Source organism: Arthrobacter sp. KNU40, from assembly GCF_051515115.1.
Taxonomy (GTDB): Bacteria; Actinomycetota; Actinomycetes; order Actinomycetales; family Micrococcaceae; genus Arthrobacter.
Window position 1 is genome coordinate 2,492,921 of the sequence record NZ_CP195850.1, and the last position, 15,584, is coordinate 2,508,504.

Below are 15,584 nucleotides of genomic sequence, written 5' to 3' on the forward strand. Positions count from 1 at the left end.
CTCTGTTTTAGGCTTCGGGGATGACCATGGCGAAGCGTTCCTCGCGGGCTTCGTCCGGGTCCGGACCGCTGCGGTTGCCTGTGTCGAGCGCGTCGATGACGGCGAGTTCGGCGGCACTGAGTTCGAAGTCAAAGACGTCGAAGTTTTCGGCTATGCGTGCCGGGTTGGTCGATTTCGGGATGGCTGAGCGGCCTTGCTGGAGGTGCCACCGGAGCATGACCTGGGCCGGACTCTTGCCGTGAGTCCGCGCGATGGTGGCGATTGCCGGGTCTTGCATGACGTTCCGCCGCTCCTGGCCGCCCCATCCTGGGTAGAAGGTGATCCCTCCGATGGGCGACCAAGCCTGGGTGAGGATGCCGTGTTCGGCGTCGGCGGCTTGGACGGCCTGCTGGGTGAAATACGGGTGAAGTTCGATCTGGTTTACGGCCGGGACGACGTCGGTCGAGTCGAGCAACTGCTCCAGGTGGTGCGGCATGAAGTTGCTGACGCCGATCGCCCGCACGCTCCCGTCGGCGAGCAGGGTTTCCAGTGCTTTGTATGCGGCGATGGTTCTCTCGAACCGGTCGGGTGCGGGCTGGTGCAGGATGAGCAGGTCCAGGTAGTCGACGCCGAGCTTGCCCGTCGCTTTGTCCCAGGCATGCAGGGCCTGGTCGTAGCCATAGTCACTGACCCAGACCTTGGTCTCGATGAAGACCTCCGGACGATCCAGGCCCGAGCGGCGGATGCCTTCGCCGACTTCCCGCTCGTTGCCGTACGCGGCGGCAGTGTCGATGTGCCGGTAGCCGGTGGCCAGCGCGGCCTCGACGGCGGCCGTCGTTTGCTCCGGGGCGCTTTGCAAGACGCCCAGGCCCAGGGCCGGCATTGTGACGCCGCTGTTGAGAGTAAGTTCCATGTTCATGCCTTTCACGGTATTCAGATGTGCGGGGATGTGGGAGTGCACGTCAGTACCCCCTTTGAAATAGGTGGTCCGGAGATTCAGCGGGCGGTTTCGAGCTGCGGGGCCGGCGCAACTTCCCGGGGTGCCCCGGCGCGGCGGGCGGCCAGGTCCGCGGGAAGGATGAGGGCCGCTGTGACGGCCAGGGCGAGGAGCAGGAGGATGCTGCCCGTCGTGAGGGCGGCGCTGACCTGGGCGGCCAGGTGCGCGACGGCGGAACCCGTGGTCGGGACGGTCGCTGCGGCAGCGACTGCGATGCCAAGCCCGAGGCAGGTGCCGACTTGATGGAAGGTGTTCACCAGGCCGGATGCCGCGCCGGCGTCGAACGCCGGAGCCCCGATGATGCCGAACGACGTCAGGGGCGCAAACGCGAGACCCTGTCCCGCGCCGATGAGGACCATCGGCAGGGCCACTCCGGTCAGGTATGCGGAGTCGACGCCGGCCCGGCTGAGCCAGAACATCCCGGCAAGTGTGATCAGGATGCCGGCCACGAGTGGGATGGAACCCGGCATCCGCTTGACCAGCCGGGGGATGCTCATCGCGACGGCGAAGTTCACTGCGGTCATGGGCAGGAATCCAATACCGGCCTGCAGGGGGTCGAAGGCGAGCACTTCCTGCAGGAACTGGGTGGTGAAGAAGAAGAACCCGATCATCGCGCCCAGGTAAAGGAAGCGGGCGAGGTAGGCGCCGGTTCGGCGGCGGCTCGCGAACAGCCGCAGCGGCATGATCGGCTGGGCCGCCGTGCGTTCGATCAGCACGAACACGACCAGGAGCACGACGCCGGCGCTGACGGCTGTGACCGTGACCGGCGAGTTCCAGCCGGCGTCGACGGTGTTGATGATGCCGAACACGAGAGCGCCGACACCGAGGGTCGCGCTGAGCGCGCCGAATGCGTCGAAGCGGCCGCGGGCCCGGCCTGATTCCGGGATGAAACGCGGCGCGAGTGCGATCATCGCGGCGCCGATGGGTACGTTGACGAAGAACCCTGCCCGCCAGGAGATCCAGTGGGCCAGCGCCCCGCCGATGACCAGCCCCAGGCTGGCGCCGATGCCTGCGGTGGCGCCGTACAAGGCAACTGCCCGGGTGCGTTCGCGGCCTTCCGGGAAGCTCGCGGTGAGCAGGGAGAGTGAGGCCGGCGCGACGATCGCTGCCCCGATACCCTGGACAGCGCGGCCGGCGATCGCCCACCAGCCCGCCGGTGCGACGCCGATCAGCAGGGACGCGATCGAGAACACCACCAGTCCGAACACGAACACCCGCCGGCGGCCGAGCAGGTCTCCTGCCCGGGCTCCGAGGAGCAGCAGGCCGCCGAAGACCAGCGTGTAGGCATCCTGGACCCAGGAGAGCTCACGGGTGCTCAGCCGCAGGTCCGCCTGCAGGCTCGGCAGGGCAGTGAAGATGACCGAGTTGTCCAACAGGATCATGAAGTAGCTGAGGAGGATGATCGCCAGGATCGCTCCCGGGCGGGAAGCTGTTGCGGGTTCAGGTTTCATGCTGTCCATGCAACCGTGATTCCTTACGGGCCGGGAGTCACGGCCGTTCAGGGTAACGCCAGTGCCTCCCTCGTCCCATCGACCCGGCGTAGCGTGGACGCCATGACACACAGCGAGGACGTGCGGAAGTTCCTGACCTCCCGCCGGGCAAGGATCACGCCGGATGAGGCCGGGCTTCCCGTCTACGGCGGTAACCGGCGCGTCACCGGGCTGCGCCGGGAGGAAGTCGCGATGCTCGCCGGGATGAGCATCGACTACTACATACGCCTTGAGCGCGGAAACCTCTCCGGCGCCTCTGACAGTGTCCTCGAAGCCCTCGGGCGTGCGTTGAAGCTCGACGACGCCGAGACGGCCCACCTTTTTGACCTGGCCCGTGCCGCCACCGCTTCCCCTCGGGTCCGGCGCAGGCACAGCCCGCAGACCGTGCGGCCGAGCGTGCAACGCGTCATCGATGCGATCACGGCCGCGCCGGCCTGGGTCCGCAACGACCGCGGCGATGTCCTCGCCTCCAACGCACTAGGCCGTGCCCTCTATCTGGACATGATGGCGGAGGTGACCGCCCCGCCGAACAGCGCACGCTTCACCTTCCTGAACCCGAAAGCGCGGGAGTTCTTCGCCGACTGGGAACGCGCAGCGGATGACATCGTCGCAGTCCTGCGCTCCACCGCAGGAAGGAACCCGTACGACAAGGACCTCACGGACCTGATCGGTGAACTCTCCACCCGCAGCGAGGAGTTCCGCACCCGGTGGGCCCGTCACGACGTGAAGTACCACCGCGCGGGCCGCAAACACCTTCATCACCCGATCGTCGGCGACCTGGATCTGAGCTTCGAAGCGTTGGAACTCCCCGCGGATCCGGGACTGCGCATCAACGTCTACACGGCAGATCCCGGGACCCCCTCCGAGGACGCCCTGAAAGTCCTCGCCAGCTGGGCCGCCACCCAGCGCGACACGTCACAAATGGGGGTCAAGGAGAAGAAATGAACGACTGCCGCACCACGTTGTCGACCTAAGCAGCCGTGAATGAGGCCGGCACCGCGCCGGCCGTAGCATCCACCACCTACCCGGCGCCGGGCAATGAGTACGGAACCATCAACATCACGTTCCAGCGGACCGGCGGCAAGAAGGCTTCGGACGGTGGGAGGCCCGCTCCGTCCAACTTCAGCGTTATTGCTGACGGCACCGGCGCTTTCTCCACCTCCATTACCTTCATGGACGGTGGTAACTACATGATCGGCGCCGTCGGCGCCACGTCCGGCAACAAGCGCTGGGCAGCCGTGGTTGTGAATTCCGGCAACGGCGGAGGCAACAATAACGGGGGCGGCAACCATGGCGGCGGCAATGGCAAGGGCAATTCCGGCCTTGCTGCTGTTTCCAGCGTCACCGCCGCCGGCACCGCAAGCGGCGGCGCCAACACGAATGCCGAGTCCAACCTGGTCCTGTGGTCGATTGTCGGCGCAGGCGCTCTGGCCGCCAGCGCAGCATCGACAGCGGTCATTCGCCGCCGCGCCAAGAAGTAACGCGTCTTCACAGGGGGGCAGGTGCTTCTCCGGAAAACCGGAAAGCACCTGCCCTTTGTGGGGGTGTGGATGTAAGGATCGGTTATGACTCACCGCCTGATGCTCCTCGATACGGCCTCACTGTACTTTCGCGCCTTCTTCGGCGTGCCCGATTCGATCCGCAGCGCCGACGGCACTCCGGTGAACGCCGTTCGCGGACTGCTGGACATGATCGCACGGCTCACTACCGACTATGGGGCGACGCATCTCGTGGCGTGCTGGGACGAGGACTGGCGTCCGCAATGGCGGGTGGACCTCATCCCGTCGTACAAGTCGCAGCGGGTCGCGGAGACGGTAGAGGGTGCTCCCGACGTCGAAGTGGTGCCGGATGCGCTGCAGGTGCAGGTTCCCCTGATCCGGCAGGTCCTCCGCCTTGCGGGGATCGCCGTCGTCGGGGCTGCCGCCCATGAAGCCGACGACGTCATCGGCAGCTACGCCAGCCACGCGAAGCTTCCTGTCGACGTCGTGACGGGCGACCGCGATCTGTTCCAGGTGGTCGACGACGCCCGCCAGGTGCGGGTCATCTACACGGCGCGAGGCATGAAGAACCTCGAGATCGTGACCGACGCCGTCGTCGTCGGCAAGTATCGTGTTCTGCCCGAGCAGTACGCCGACTTTGCGACGCTGCGCGGCGATGCCTCCGACGGGCTGCCGGGGGTAGCGGGGATCGGCGAAAAGACGGCGGCTTCGTTGCTCGCTGAGTACGGCACACTCGACGCGTTGCTCGCGGCCGCGGTCGATCCAGACAGCGGACTGTCTGCGCCCGTGAGGTCGAAACTCGCCGCTGCCGCCGAGTACCTGGCGGTTGCGCCCGTTGTTGTGAACGTCGTGCGCGACCTCGCGCTGCCCACTCTCGAAGAGGCGGGAGCGCTTTTGCATCCCGTCGTCGGAGAATCACGCATTGAACTCGAGCGTCTCGCTGCCGACTGGAACCTCGGCGGCTCGGTGAAGCGATTGCTCGACGCTCTCGAACTCCGTCATGGAGGGGATACGAGCCCCGCGCCATGATCGGCGCTGCTGACAAGTCAACCGGCTGGTGAAACCGGGATGGTGCCGGCCGTGGTTCGCACTTTGAGGGTGAGCGCGGTTAGGGCGAGCATTTCGAGTCCGGTCCATGCGAGCGTCCCGCCCCAGACTTCAGGGGAGAAGCTGAGTGCCCCATCGTGGAGCGCTACACCGGCGAAGTACGGGGCCCAGAACACGACGGGGCAGAGGCCTATCGCGGTCATGAGCCTTGTGTGACGGTCCGGCTTGGGTCGCACCACCGCCCACGCCACTCCGACGAGGACGGCACCGACAACGGCCGCCGGCACGAGCCAGGCGTCCCGCAGCGCGACCATGATCTGCAGGGCAACGGCGGGGAGCAGCGCCATGGCCGCGGGCACCGCGGCGTGCAGCCGCCAACGCAGCGACAGCAAGAGGACGGGCACGAAGATCACGGCAGTCGAGACGAAGAACGACGCCAACGAGACCATGATGCTCGATGATGTCGGAACCGCCACAGTAGGCTGCGCCCCGGCAGCGCCGCCGTATGTCTGGATGAGTCCATGGCGGGCGAAGACCGCGAACTCCTGCAGGATGAACGCCGCAACCATGCCGGAGAGCATGGCGCTCACGACGGCGGGCATCAGCCGCGGCCATGACCGCCGGGGTGAGTGCCACGCAGAGGAGAAGGGCGCGCTGAGGATGAGGAAACCGCCGGTAGCGAGCCCCAGATGGGACGGGCTGAATAGCGCCTTGAGGCCCTGCTCAATGCCGAAAACCGAATGCCAGGCGAAGTCGGCCGCTCCGGAGATGAGGAAGAGGAGGACCCCGGCTGCTGCGGCCCCATATCCGGCGGGGATCGCTGCGGACCACCGCGCGCCGGGGGCGTGCCGGCGCCAGGTCAGGGCGGCGATCCAGACGGCACAGGCCGCGAAGCCCGAGTAGAGGATCGCGTGCCACGGAGTGAAGAACGTTTCGAGGTCGCGGAGGTTGTTGTGCGCCCAGCCGTCAACATAGGTTCCGGTGAGGAGCCAGACCCCGGCCGCGAGGGTGATGATGTCTTCAACGGCAGTGGCGGGGCGGTCGAGTGATACCGGCGGAGTCGCAAAGGCGTGGGCTGCTGTCGCGTCCATAACTCCACAGTAAGTCTCGCCGCCTTCGGCGGCGAGAGGCAATCATCGTGGTCTTCCTGACGGCTCCGTGTCAGAGGGTGATCCGGTCCGTGTGTGCGCCGGTTACCGCCGGTACTGGCCCGCGAGGGGACAGGCGAACGGGTCCGCTGCCCTGAGTCCGACCTTGTTAAGGTAGCGGATCACTATTGCGTACGAGTGCAGCAGCCCCGTTTCGGTGTAGGCAATCCCCTCCGCGTCACAGTGGGCCTTGACCAGCTGGCGGACTTCTCGCAGGTGTGGGCGGGGCATATCCGGGAACAAGTGGTGTTCGATCTGGTGGTTAAGGCCGCCCATGAGCACGGTGACGAATCGTCCCCCAGCGATGTTGCGGGAGGTGACCACCTGCCGCGTCAGGAAGTCCACACGGCTGTTTTCGGGCAAGATCGGCATCCCCTTGTGATTCGGCGCGAAACTAGCGCCCATGTACAGCCCGAACACGGTGATCTGCACGACGATGAATGCGACGGCGATGGCGGGGGAGAGGACGAGGAAAAGCAGGCCGGCGTAGGCACCGAAGCGCAGAACCAGCAGTGCCATTTCAAGCCATCGGTACTTCACCGGCCCACGCCGGAGCAAGTACTTCAACGAGTCAATATGCAGCGTCCATCCGAGGAACAGGAGCAAAGGGAAGAGCAGGTAGCCCTGGTGCTTGCCAAGCGCCAGGCCGAGTCTTCCGCGTCTGCTTGGCATCTCGTTGTGGAAGATGACGGCACCCTGTGCGATGTCCGGGTCTTGATTGACCACATTCGGTCGGGCGTGGTGCCGTGAGTGCTTTTCGGTCCAGTACGCGTAACTCATGCCTACAACGAGGGTGGCAATGAGCCGTGCAGTCCAATCGTTCGCGGACCGGGACGCAAACACTTGCTGATGGGCTGCTTCGTGGCCGAGGAAGGCGAACTGCGTAAAGACGACGCCGGAGGCGCCTGCCACGGCCAGCTGAAGCCAGGAGTCGCCCAAGACGAAGAACACCACCCAGATCCCGGTCCCCATCACGGCCAGGACCGTCAGCAGGACGAGGTAGTAGCCTTGGCACCGCTGGAGCATGCCGGCGTCGCGGACGGTTTTCAGCAGGCCCGCATAACTGCTGGTGACCTTGTTGATCCGGGTTCTTGGCGAGGCGGGTCGGGGCGGCATCGCGAACGCGGGCACGGACGGTGAAGGCTGGTTGGTCAACGGCAACTGGTTGCCTCCTCGGATGCGCAGATGACGCGCTGCCGGGGTCCGGGGCAACACCACCAGCCTAGGCGCGATGGGCCCCACCAGTCCAGAGGAACGGGATCAGGGCGGGGAATATCGCGGCTGGTGTGACCTGCCGTGCCGACGTTGTCGGCTCGGTTGACGAGCAACGATGACTGGACGTCGCAACGGGGACAACAAGGCGAGTGAAATGGCACGTCGGACATCGATCATGTGTTGATCGGGCCGGCAGGGGTGTGCACAGTGAACACCAAGAATCATTCAAACCAGAGAATCTGGGTGGCTGGCCGCACACTGATGGTGGCCGGCACGAGACAGCGCTATCTTCCCAACGCCATGCACGAAGCGGCCCGAGCCGGCAAGCTCCTCTCTGCAGCAGCAGGTCTGGCGGTCGAGGTTACCGGTGTCCTGGTGTTCGTGGAGCCCAAGGGCATCACGGTCCGGGAACGGCCCGAGACCATAACTGTGCTGACAGACGGTCAGCTGTTGCGCTGGCTGAACCGGCGCAAACCCGTCCTCACTCCGGAGCAGCTCGCCCGCATTGTCGCCGTTGCTGCGTTGCCGGGAACCTGGCGCCGCCAGCCTGCGGCGCCCGGGGACGCCGTCGCTCTTCAACGGGGTTTTGCCGCCCTCAGGACGGAAGTCTTGGGGGCCCGACGACGGCGGGCGGTATGGGCGCTTGCCGTCGCGGCGTGTTTCGTCATCGCTGTTTTCAAACTTCCGGTGATTATCGCGTGGGTCTTGCCGATGCTCACGCACGCGGGATAGCCACTATAGCGACAAGGTGGGCTTTGGATTGCCAGCAGGCGTTGTGCCTGGATTGCCGGAATCGGTGAAGCCCAGGCTTCGGAATGGAGCAGCAGCATAAACGCCAAGAACCCTGACCTCATCAGTGAAAAACTCCAGTTCCTCGAGCGCAAGTCGCACGGGTGTGTCGGATGGGTGCCCTTCAACGTCGGCCATGAAGGTGGTGGCAGTAAACTCGTTACCCACCATGTAGCTTTCCAGGCGCGTCATGTTCACACTGTTCGTCGCAAAACCACCCAGGGCTTTGTACAGCGCCGAGGGTACGTTCCTGACCCGGAAGACGAAGCTGGTGATCACGGGACCGGGCAACTCGTCGCGGGTCTGGTGCCGTGGCTCCCTGGACAGGGCGACAAACCGGGTCGTGTTGGTGGCGTCGTCCTCGACGTCTTCTGCCAAGATGTCCAGCCCGTACATCTGGGCGGCGAGCGGAGGCGCCAGGGAGACCTTGGAAGCGTCATTCCAGTCGCGGACCTCCCGTGCGGAACCTGCCGTGTCGCCGGCAACAACTGGTTTCAGCCCCATTGACCGGATCAGCTTCCTGCACTGGCCGAGGGCATGAACGTGGCTGTGCACTTCTCGCGCCTGTTCGAGGGTGCTTCCGGGTATGCCCAGCAAGTGGAATCGGATCCTGAGAAAATGTTCGCCCACAATCTGCAATCCGGATTCAGGCAGGAGCACATGGATATCTGCAACCCGTCCGGCGATGGAGTTCTCAATCGGAATCATGGCGAGGTCCGCATCGCCGGATTTCACCAGTTCGAAAGCATCTTCGAAGCTGGGGCACGGTACTGGCTCCATGTCGGGGAACATCTGAAGACAGGCGATGTTGGAGTTGGCGCCGGGCTCTCCTTGATATGCAACTTTACGAACCATGGAGCACATGGTGTCACATTTTGCCGGGTGGGAGAGCAGCCGGGGGACTCGTCGCCAGCTCTAGAGGGCGCCGGCTGTGGAGACGAGCTGCGCCCGGCCCTCTTCGAGTTGGTACGTGAGGCCGACAACGGAGGTGGAGTAGTTGTCCACGGCGTCGAAAATCACCCATGAACTGTCCACTAGCCGTCGGTCTCATTGACGTGTTCGACGACCATGTCGTTGGGACGGTGCGCCGGGAGCCCACTTGACCCGTTGGCTCAGACGGCGGTGTAGCCGCCATCGACGAGTACGTAAGAGCCGGTCATGAAACTGGCCTTGTCGGAAAGTAGGAACGTGGTGACGTTCGCGATCTCTTCGGGCTGTCCCAGGCGGCCGAGCGGATGCTTCGCCTCGAGCCCACTGAGGACTTCTTTCGGCGCGGCGGCCAGCAGCGGCGTATCGATATAGCCGGGGCCGATCGCATTGACGCGCAATCCCTGGGCCCCATATTCAGCCGCAGCATTCTTGGTCAGGCCCACGACGCCGTGCTTGGCCGCGGTGTAAGCGGCGTTGCCGGGAGCGGCGACGGCGCCGTGGATCGACGCCATGTTCACTATGGCACCTTCGGAGGCGCCCGCGGCAAGGATGGCCGGGACCTGGTAGCGCATTCCGTAGAGGACTCCGCTCAGGTTGATGGCGATGACCCGGTCCCAGTCCTCAACGTCGATGTCTCCAACGGGAGCGTTGGCGCCCCCGATGCCTGCGTTGTTGACGGCATAGTTGAGGGCGCCGTAGCTCGCGACCGCGAAGTCGACTGCCTTCTTACTGTCCTCGGCGACCGCAGTGTTGCCCTGGAAGGGAACGGCGGTGCCGCCAGTGGCGGTGATTTCGTTGCTCACACGCGTGGCAGCGTCCAGGTTGATGTCGACGACGACGACGTTGCCACCGTTCTTCGCGAGGTCTTTGCTGATCGCTTCCCCAAGTCCGGAGCCTCCGCCCGTGACGATCGCGGTCTTGCCTTCGAAGTCACTCATAATTCCTCCTCGTGCGGCGGGATGGGTCCCGCGGATTTCAGCGGTGAGCGCTGGTTGAGCCGCTCGCTTGTGGCAACCGTACGCCGTCTCGTCAGAAGAAGCCCGGATTCCTGATCTCCTAGCGCCACAGGTAGGGGTTCTTGACCCCTTGCCCACGCGTGGAACGGCCCGAAAGTCTTCCTTCAGGTGCGAAACGGCGGCACCATGAAGGAGAGCAGAACCCGTCCACCGATGGAAGAGAGAGCAGCGTGGATGAGCGAAGATCCCGTCGACGTCCGAGGTTTCCGGGCTGGGAAGTCGGACCGGCGGCGGTCGGACTGGGCCTGGTCGCCCACCTGGTCTCGGGTGGCGTGCCCCCCGGGGTACCGGTGCTGATCGCGCTGACGGCTCTGCTGAGTATGTGCGCTTCGCTGCTCGCCCGGATAAACCTACCGAGTTGGTTATTGCTTGTTCTCTGCGGTGTCGCCCAACAGGTCCTGCATCTGGCCTTCGACCGGCTCTCCGGGACCTTCTCGGTTGGCGCGCCCGCTCAACATCAGCATGGAGCGAGGGGATTGCAGCCTGGGCAGCTGATCGCGACGCCGTCCCTTGCCGGACACTCGCCGGATTTGATGCTGGACACCCACGTTGCCGCAGCGTTGCTGACAGCGCTCCTCGTCGCCCGCGTGGACATATCGCTCGCGCGGGCGTGGACCCTGCTCCATCGCACGACTTCGGAAACTCCACCCAAAGCCCATCCGGGCACGCCTTAGCTATTTCCCACCAGCCGTCGACCTCAGGACTTAGCGGTCGCCAGCTTCGACCGGACCCGCACGAGGGGCGCGTTCGGATCCTGCGGCTGGGGGATAGCGGTGAGAGCGAACTGGTCGAAGACACCAGGCCGGTTCCGGCGGCAATGATGGCAGAATTGTCGCCACGGAGACGGAACGACCCGCGATGGTCCATTTTGGAGGCCAGATGACTCACCTTGAGTGGCCCCGGCTTCGCGTCGATGATTGGACCCCGACGCGGGAGACCGTGCACATGTGGACCCAGATCATCGGAAAAGTCCGCATGGCGCACGCCCCGATGCTTAATCACTGGTGGCAGGTGACGCTATACGTCACGCCGCGCGGGCTGACGACATCAATGATCCCGTATGCCCGCGGTGCCTACGACATCGAATTCGATTTCCTTGAACACCGGCTGCACATACGCTCCAGCAACGGAACTTCAGCATTCGTCGTTCTCGGAGCCAAGTCGGTGGCCGAATTCCACTCCGAGGTATTCGAAGCCTTGGGCCGGCTCGGTATCGAGGCGTCAATCCGCGGCATTCCGAATGAGGTGGAACCGGCCATACCCTTCGCCGAGGACCATCAGCACGCCTCCTACGACCCGGAGGCTATCCAGTTTTTCTGGAGGCAATTGGTCCAGGCGGACCGCGTCCTGAACGAATTCAGGTCCCGTTTCAGGGGGAAGACGAGTCCCGTGCACTTCTTCTGGGGAGGCATGGACCTGGCGTACTCCCGTTTCTCCGGACGGGACGCGCCCACCCACCCCGGAGGAGTCCCGAACTGCGCCGACTGGGTGATGGTGGAGGGTTACTCTCACGAGCTGAGCAGCTGTGGGTTTTGGGCCGGGGGAGGGGACGAAGGGGCCTTCTATGCCTACTCCTATCCCGGGCCCGCCGGCTACGCCGAATATGTGAACGACGTAGACGGGGCCGCCTACAACAAAGACGGCAGGCTCTACGTCCTCCCGTATGAAAACGTCCGCACGGCGTCGGACCCTGACAAGATGCTCCTTCGGTTTCTGCAATCCACCTATGAGGCGGCCGCGGAGACGGGACAGTGGGACCGCGCAGCGCTGGAGGCGGATCCGGCGCGTTGGCGGCGCGGAGGATGAGGTCACCATTCCTCCGGCGTGAAAAAGCCGGGGCGTAAAGTAGTGGGTGGTCTAAAGGCACTCGAATACGAGGGAAAGCCACGATGAATGCAAATCAAGGAATCGACGTTTCGATTCCACCCAGCGGACCGGGTTGCGTTGAATGCGAGGCCAACGGGGGCTGGTGGCTGCATCTGCGGCGGTGCGCCGAGTGCGGCCACATCGGCTGTTGCGACAACTCGCCGGGGCAACACGCCACAGCCCACGCGCACTACAGCGGCCACCCGGTCATCCGCAGCTTCGAACCCGGCGAGGATTGGTTCTTCAACTATCCCGACTCCGCATTTTTCGCCGGTCCGGAACTTGAGCCCCCGGCGCACCACCCGCTCGACCAAACTGTTCCGGGCCCAGCCTCACGTGTCCCGGCTGACTGGCAGCAGCGACTGCACTGACAGGCGCGCAAGGTCGCCGCGGACGCGGACGCTGACGTTCAGCCGTCGGCTTCTAGGATGCGTCGGTGATGCCGGCCAGAAACCAGTCCGGCGAGCGTAGATTCCGCTGTACATGGAAAGTACGCAATGCGGAGTCGGAGTTGAGGCGGACCTGTATCCGCCAGTTTTCAACGGATGCGAGGTGTTCGCTGTCGGTGGCGGCCGAGTCGCTGCCATCCCGCCCGCTTCTGCGCCCGAACCAGTGCGCGGCGCCGGCGTCGGGATCCACGGCCCAGATGCTGCCGTCATATCGGACCGCCAACGGGGCCCCGTCGGGGCTGAAGCGGACGGCGATCTCTTCCAGCGTGTGAATGGCCTCGGCAGTGAGTGTCATCGATGTGTTCTTTCCCGGGTTGTACGGCGCACCGTTGTCATGCAGCCTTCGCGAGGGTTAGCTCGGTATTGTCCTCACTCTTTTAATCGTTTGTGTCCACGGAATAGGTACGCTCGTTTGAAAAGTCTCCACTGACATTTCGCAGTCCCCCTTTGATTGCCGGCCTGCGGGTCCCCGTTACGGGTGCTTCCTGGGAGGCGATGAAATGGTTGCGGATCTCAGGCTTGAATCGCATGCAGAGGATATTCAGAAGGCGCCGAAGCGTGTTGAAGGCTTTCCCTGGGAGACCAGGGAGCGTGGCACTGGGCGGTGGCCGATCGGTGAGGGAACAATGCCGGCGCCCGGCTGAGACCCCGGCATTGTCCGGCTATCGCCTGGTTGCGCTACTTAGCGGGCGTGACGGTGGCTTCGTAGGTGAGGATTTCGGTGCCGTTGCCTTCGTCGCCGTTGTCGGGTGCGACCTTCATGGTGAGGTGGTTCCCGTCGGCGGTCAACTTGAACGGGTTGCGGGTGGCCACGTGCCCGGCCGTGGACCACTGCTGGAACGGAACATCGCGGATCACGCTGCGGGATTTGAGGTCAATCATCGCCATGCCGCCAAGTTCATAGGTGGCTCCGGTGCCCCCGGCCCCCGGAGTCTGCGGGAGATTGGTGATCCCTGCGCACAGCATCTTGGAGCTGGGCACGTACTGGCAGTCCTGATAGTCGATGAAGTAGTTCGGGTTCTGCCACGTCGAGAGCTGCTTGCCTTGGAGATCCCATTCGGCGAAACGGCGCGACCCCCATGTATTGCCTACCAAGTGGCCCGTCTGCTTGTCCATCACGATGCCACCGAAATGGTCTTTGACCTCGAACTGCTTGTGGACGTCGAGGGTGTTCGCATCGACTCGGTAGACGATGGCGCTGCTGCTGGGCCGGTACTGGGCCACAGGGACCCAGACGTTGGTGCCGTCGAAGTCGATGCCGCCCGGGTGGTACATGTCGCCCTCGCCCAGCACTATGTCCTTTTGCAGGTTGCCGGCCTTGTCCATGACGAAAAGGTGGCCAATGCCCTTTCCAGGGGTACGGTCGAACCCGTTCTGCGGAGTCGGGAATTTCTTGGTCGGCTCGATGATCTGGACGGCTGAGAGAAAGATGTGGTCCTGGCTGTAGGCGATTCCCTCGGTATGGAAGGTCGGGAAGTTCAGCTTCAGCTTCGAGGTCTGCTGCCAGTTGGTGCTGCGGTCAACACCGTTGAAGTCGTCGGCCAGGGCCGTGTTCGCTTCATTGTGGCTGCCGGAGTCGGCGTTGTTGCCCTGTTGCTGGTCATTGTTGCCGGCGGCCTGGGCGGCCGCCGTGCCGCCGATCGCGGACGCTGCCAAGATGACGGCAGCGGTGGCCGTGAGGATGCTTCGGGTGCGGTTCTTACTCATGGTGGAGCCTCTCAAAGGGTTGGGGCCTTACAAGAGCTCTCAAAGTTACTTGGCGGTAATTAACGCCCGCTGGCGGGATGATGAACGCTAAGTTGCGACACTGCAGTCCCGGCTCCTGCTCCTTCGTGCACAGCGCAGACACCCGTTGTAATCGACGTTTGCAGGCCGAAACGGTTTCTGCCGTTCAAACGGTTAGAACACGGGACGCCATGTCTCGACGGCGTCGTCACTGACTGCGACAACCTCGCGCCAGCGGTCGAACACCGAGCAGGGGTGGGAGATGCCAAGGTCCACGACGTCGCCGACCTGCAGGCCTTCGGCGTAGTCCACAATGGCATGGTGGTCGAAGAGGCGGGTCAGCGTGGCACCGGCGCCGGCAGACAGGGGGGCTCCATTACGGTACCGGGAAACGATCACGGGCATACCGGCGTCGTATGCCAACTCGCGCTTGCCCGCGTTCAGGACCACACGCCCGGCTTCCGGGGCAGAAATGACCAGCGCCCGAACCACGACGGCCGCGGTGAGGCCGGGGACTGGCGAGACGCCCTGGTAGGTGCCGTGATCGTGCACCACGTAGCAGCCTGAACGGAGCACGTTGACGGAGGAGCTGCGCGGCAGGAACGCGGCCGCACGGTCCTGGAACGCCGAGCCGCCGTTGCTGAAGACCGGAAGCTCCACCTCGAAATCGGGGTGCAGTTCATCGAAAATATCGCGGGCCAAGCGGCAGTGCGAATCGATCCCGGCCAGGTTTTCCTCCGTCCGGGCGTTCGGTGCCACGCCCTCGTAGGCGCTGACGCCGGCCAGGAGCAGGCCGCTGGCGGCACGAATCTCAGCTGCCAACGGCCCGGCCTCGGACTCGCTGCGGATTCCGGTGCGGCCGCCGGGGGTCCCGACGTCGAGCAGAACATTCAGCGGGCGGGGCGAGTCTTCGAACACCTCGGCCAAGGCCCGGACACCCGCCGCCGAATCGGCCAGGCAATAGATCTCCAGCTCAGGCGAGGCCGCCAGCCAGGCACGCAACTGCTCGAGGTGGCCGCGGAACAGCACCTCGTTCGCGATGAGGATCCGGATGGCGCCCCACTCGATGGCTTGGGCGGCCTGCGCCGTGGTCGCCACGGTCACGCCCCAGGAACCGGGCAACTGCCGGCGGACAATTTCACCCGTCATGGTGGTCTTGATGTGCGGGGCCAGCACCATGCCGCGCTCCCGTGTCCAGGCCTCTTTGATGCCGATATTGCGCTCCACGGCGGCAACGTCGAGGAGCATCTGCGGCAAGGTGTGGAGCGGGAGGGCGGCGTCAAGGTGCGGCATGCGGTGCGGTTCTTTCGGGATCGTTCGGAAGCTCGGTACCCGGAGATCCTACCCGGGTTCAGTAACTAGAGAACCTTGGACAGATCGCGGCGAATGACAAGTAGTGGCCACTCGGGCGGTTGCCGGGCGGAGTGAGTATGG

The 15,584-nt window shown here is 64.6% G+C and carries 16 protein-coding genes; 7 read left to right on the forward strand and 9 right to left on the reverse strand.

Going from position 1 to position 15,584, the window contains the following annotated elements:
• Window positions 1-7 precede the first annotated feature (7 nt).
• Both ACSKT0_RS11435 and ACSKT0_RS11440 read right to left on the reverse strand, forming a co-directional pair.
• Entirely contained in the window at window positions 8-892 is an 885-nt protein-coding gene (locus ACSKT0_RS11435) for an aldo/keto reductase (RefSeq protein WP_437773853.1), read from the reverse strand.
• A gap of 83 nt (window positions 893-975) precedes the next feature.
• Window positions 976-2,436, reverse strand: coding sequence for an MFS transporter (locus ACSKT0_RS11440; RefSeq protein ID WP_437773854.1), 1,461 nt, complete (start codon window positions 2,434-2,436; stop codon window positions 976-978).
• A 93-nt stretch (window positions 2,437-2,529) separates the two neighbouring features.
• Here ACSKT0_RS11440 and ACSKT0_RS11445 point away from each other — a divergent pair, with 93 nt between their 5' ends.
• From ACSKT0_RS11445 to ACSKT0_RS11455, 3 genes are all read left to right on the forward strand, one after another.
• Window positions 2,530-3,411 carry a helix-turn-helix transcriptional regulator gene (locus tag ACSKT0_RS11445; protein WP_437773855.1) on the forward strand — a complete coding sequence of 294 codons (882 nt, stop codon included), beginning with the start codon at window positions 2,530-2,532 and terminating at the stop codon, window positions 3,409-3,411.
• A gap of 35 nt (window positions 3,412-3,446) precedes the next feature.
• A complete protein-coding gene (locus ACSKT0_RS11450) occupies window positions 3,447-3,947 on the forward strand; it encodes a hypothetical protein (protein WP_437773856.1) in 501 nt (166 codons plus the stop codon).
• Between the two features lie 84 nt (window positions 3,948-4,031).
• Window positions 4,032-4,994, forward strand: a complete 963-nt coding sequence (locus ACSKT0_RS11455) for a 5'-3' exonuclease (protein ID WP_437773857.1) — start codon at window positions 4,032-4,034, stop codon at window positions 4,992-4,994.
• Between the two features lie 17 nt (window positions 4,995-5,011).
• On the opposite strand, the gene ACSKT0_RS11460 is transcribed toward ACSKT0_RS11455, so the two are convergent.
• Both ACSKT0_RS11460 and ACSKT0_RS11465 read right to left on the reverse strand, forming a co-directional pair.
• Window positions 5,012-6,103, reverse strand: coding sequence for a hypothetical protein (locus ACSKT0_RS11460; protein WP_437773858.1), 1,092 nt, complete (start codon window positions 6,101-6,103; stop codon window positions 5,012-5,014).
• 102 nt (window positions 6,104-6,205) lie between these two features.
• Complete coding sequence (locus ACSKT0_RS11465) at window positions 6,206-7,315, reverse strand: fatty acid desaturase family protein (protein ID WP_437773859.1); 1,110 nt, start codon at window positions 7,313-7,315, stop codon at window positions 6,206-6,208.
• A gap of 267 nt (window positions 7,316-7,582) precedes the next feature.
• On the opposite strand from ACSKT0_RS11465, the gene ACSKT0_RS11470 reads away from it, so the two are divergent.
• Window positions 7,583-8,107, forward strand: a complete 525-nt coding sequence (locus ACSKT0_RS11470; protein WP_437773860.1) for a hypothetical protein — start codon at window positions 7,583-7,585, stop codon at window positions 8,105-8,107.
• 3 nt (window positions 8,108-8,110) lie between these two features.
• Here the strand turns inward: ACSKT0_RS11470 and ACSKT0_RS11475 are convergent, their stop codons facing one another.
• Both ACSKT0_RS11475 and ACSKT0_RS11480 read right to left on the reverse strand, forming a co-directional pair.
• On the reverse strand, window positions 8,111-9,019 hold the full coding sequence (locus ACSKT0_RS11475) for a prephenate dehydratase (RefSeq protein ID WP_437773861.1): 909 nt from the start codon (window positions 9,017-9,019) through the stop codon (window positions 8,111-8,113).
• Window positions 9,020-9,276: 257 nt separating this feature from the next.
• Window positions 9,277-10,032, reverse strand: a complete 756-nt coding sequence (locus ACSKT0_RS11480) for an SDR family NAD(P)-dependent oxidoreductase (protein WP_437773862.1) — start codon at window positions 10,030-10,032, stop codon at window positions 9,277-9,279.
• A gap of 248 nt (window positions 10,033-10,280) precedes the next feature.
• Here ACSKT0_RS11480 and ACSKT0_RS11485 point away from each other — a divergent pair, with 248 nt between their 5' ends.
• The 3 genes from ACSKT0_RS11485 (at window position 10,281) to ACSKT0_RS11495 (ending at window position 12,347) form a co-directional block, all read left to right on the forward strand.
• Window positions 10,281-10,784 (forward strand): hypothetical protein, encoded by a 504-nt coding sequence (locus ACSKT0_RS11485; protein ID WP_437773863.1) that lies wholly within the window; start codon window positions 10,281-10,283, stop codon window positions 10,782-10,784.
• A gap of 205 nt (window positions 10,785-10,989) precedes the next feature.
• The gene (locus tag ACSKT0_RS11490; protein WP_437773864.1) at window positions 10,990-11,916 is read left to right on the forward strand and encodes a DUF5996 family protein; all 927 of its coding nucleotides are present in this window, start codon (window positions 10,990-10,992) and stop codon (window positions 11,914-11,916) included.
• 83 nt (window positions 11,917-11,999) lie between these two features.
• A complete protein-coding gene (locus tag ACSKT0_RS11495; protein WP_437773865.1) occupies window positions 12,000-12,347 on the forward strand; it encodes a UBP-type zinc finger domain-containing protein in 348 nt (115 codons plus the stop codon).
• Between the two features lie 52 nt (window positions 12,348-12,399).
• On the opposite strand, the gene ACSKT0_RS11500 is transcribed toward ACSKT0_RS11495, so the two are convergent.
• From ACSKT0_RS11500 to ACSKT0_RS11510, 3 genes are all read right to left on the reverse strand, one after another.
• Entirely contained in the window at window positions 12,400-12,720 is a 321-nt protein-coding gene (locus ACSKT0_RS11500; protein WP_437773866.1) for a hypothetical protein, read from the reverse strand.
• Window positions 12,721-13,103: 383 nt separating this feature from the next.
• Window positions 13,104-14,132, reverse strand: a complete 1,029-nt coding sequence (locus ACSKT0_RS11505) for a DUF6454 family protein (protein ID WP_437773867.1) — start codon at window positions 14,130-14,132, stop codon at window positions 13,104-13,106.
• Between the two features lie 192 nt (window positions 14,133-14,324).
• Entirely contained in the window at window positions 14,325-15,443 is a 1,119-nt protein-coding gene (locus ACSKT0_RS11510; RefSeq protein WP_437773868.1) for an alanine racemase, read from the reverse strand.
• Window positions 15,444-15,584 lie beyond the last annotated feature (141 nt).

Bases quoted from the DNA above. Each gene is read 5' to 3' on its own strand.
- ACSKT0_RS11500 (WP_437773866.1), bottom strand. From the start codon at position 12,720: ATGACACTCACTGCCGAGGCCATTCACACGCTGGAAGAGATCGCCGTC.
- ACSKT0_RS11480 (WP_437773862.1), bottom strand. From the start codon at position 10,032: ATGAGTGACTTCGAAGGCAAGACCGCGATCGTCACGGGCGGAGGCTCC.
- ACSKT0_RS11460 (WP_437773858.1), bottom strand. From the start codon at position 6,103: ATGGACGCGACAGCAGCCCACGCCTTTGCGACTCCGCCGGTATCACTC.
- ACSKT0_RS11475 (WP_437773861.1), bottom strand. From the start codon at position 9,019: ATGGTTCGTAAAGTTGCATATCAAGGAGAGCCCGGCGCCAACTCCAAC.
- ACSKT0_RS11440 (WP_437773854.1), bottom strand. From the start codon at position 2,436: ATGGACAGCATGAAACCTGAACCCGCAACAGCTTCCCGCCCGGGAGCG.
- ACSKT0_RS11455 (WP_437773857.1), top strand. From the start codon at position 4,032: ATGACTCACCGCCTGATGCTCCTCGATACGGCCTCACTGTACTTTCGC.
- ACSKT0_RS11495 (WP_437773865.1), top strand. From the start codon at position 12,000: ATGAATGCAAATCAAGGAATCGACGTTTCGATTCCACCCAGCGGACCG.
- ACSKT0_RS11505 (WP_437773867.1), bottom strand. From the start codon at position 14,132: ATGAGTAAGAACCGCACCCGAAGCATCCTCACGGCCACCGCTGCCGTC.
- ACSKT0_RS11435 (WP_437773853.1), bottom strand. From the start codon at position 892: ATGGAACTTACTCTCAACAGCGGCGTCACAATGCCGGCCCTGGGCCTG.
- ACSKT0_RS11445 (WP_437773855.1), top strand. From the start codon at position 2,530: ATGACACACAGCGAGGACGTGCGGAAGTTCCTGACCTCCCGCCGGGCA.
- ACSKT0_RS11490 (WP_437773864.1), top strand. From the start codon at position 10,990: ATGACTCACCTTGAGTGGCCCCGGCTTCGCGTCGATGATTGGACCCCG.
- ACSKT0_RS11510 (WP_437773868.1), bottom strand. From the start codon at position 15,443: ATGCCGCACCTTGACGCCGCCCTCCCGCTCCACACCTTGCCGCAGATG.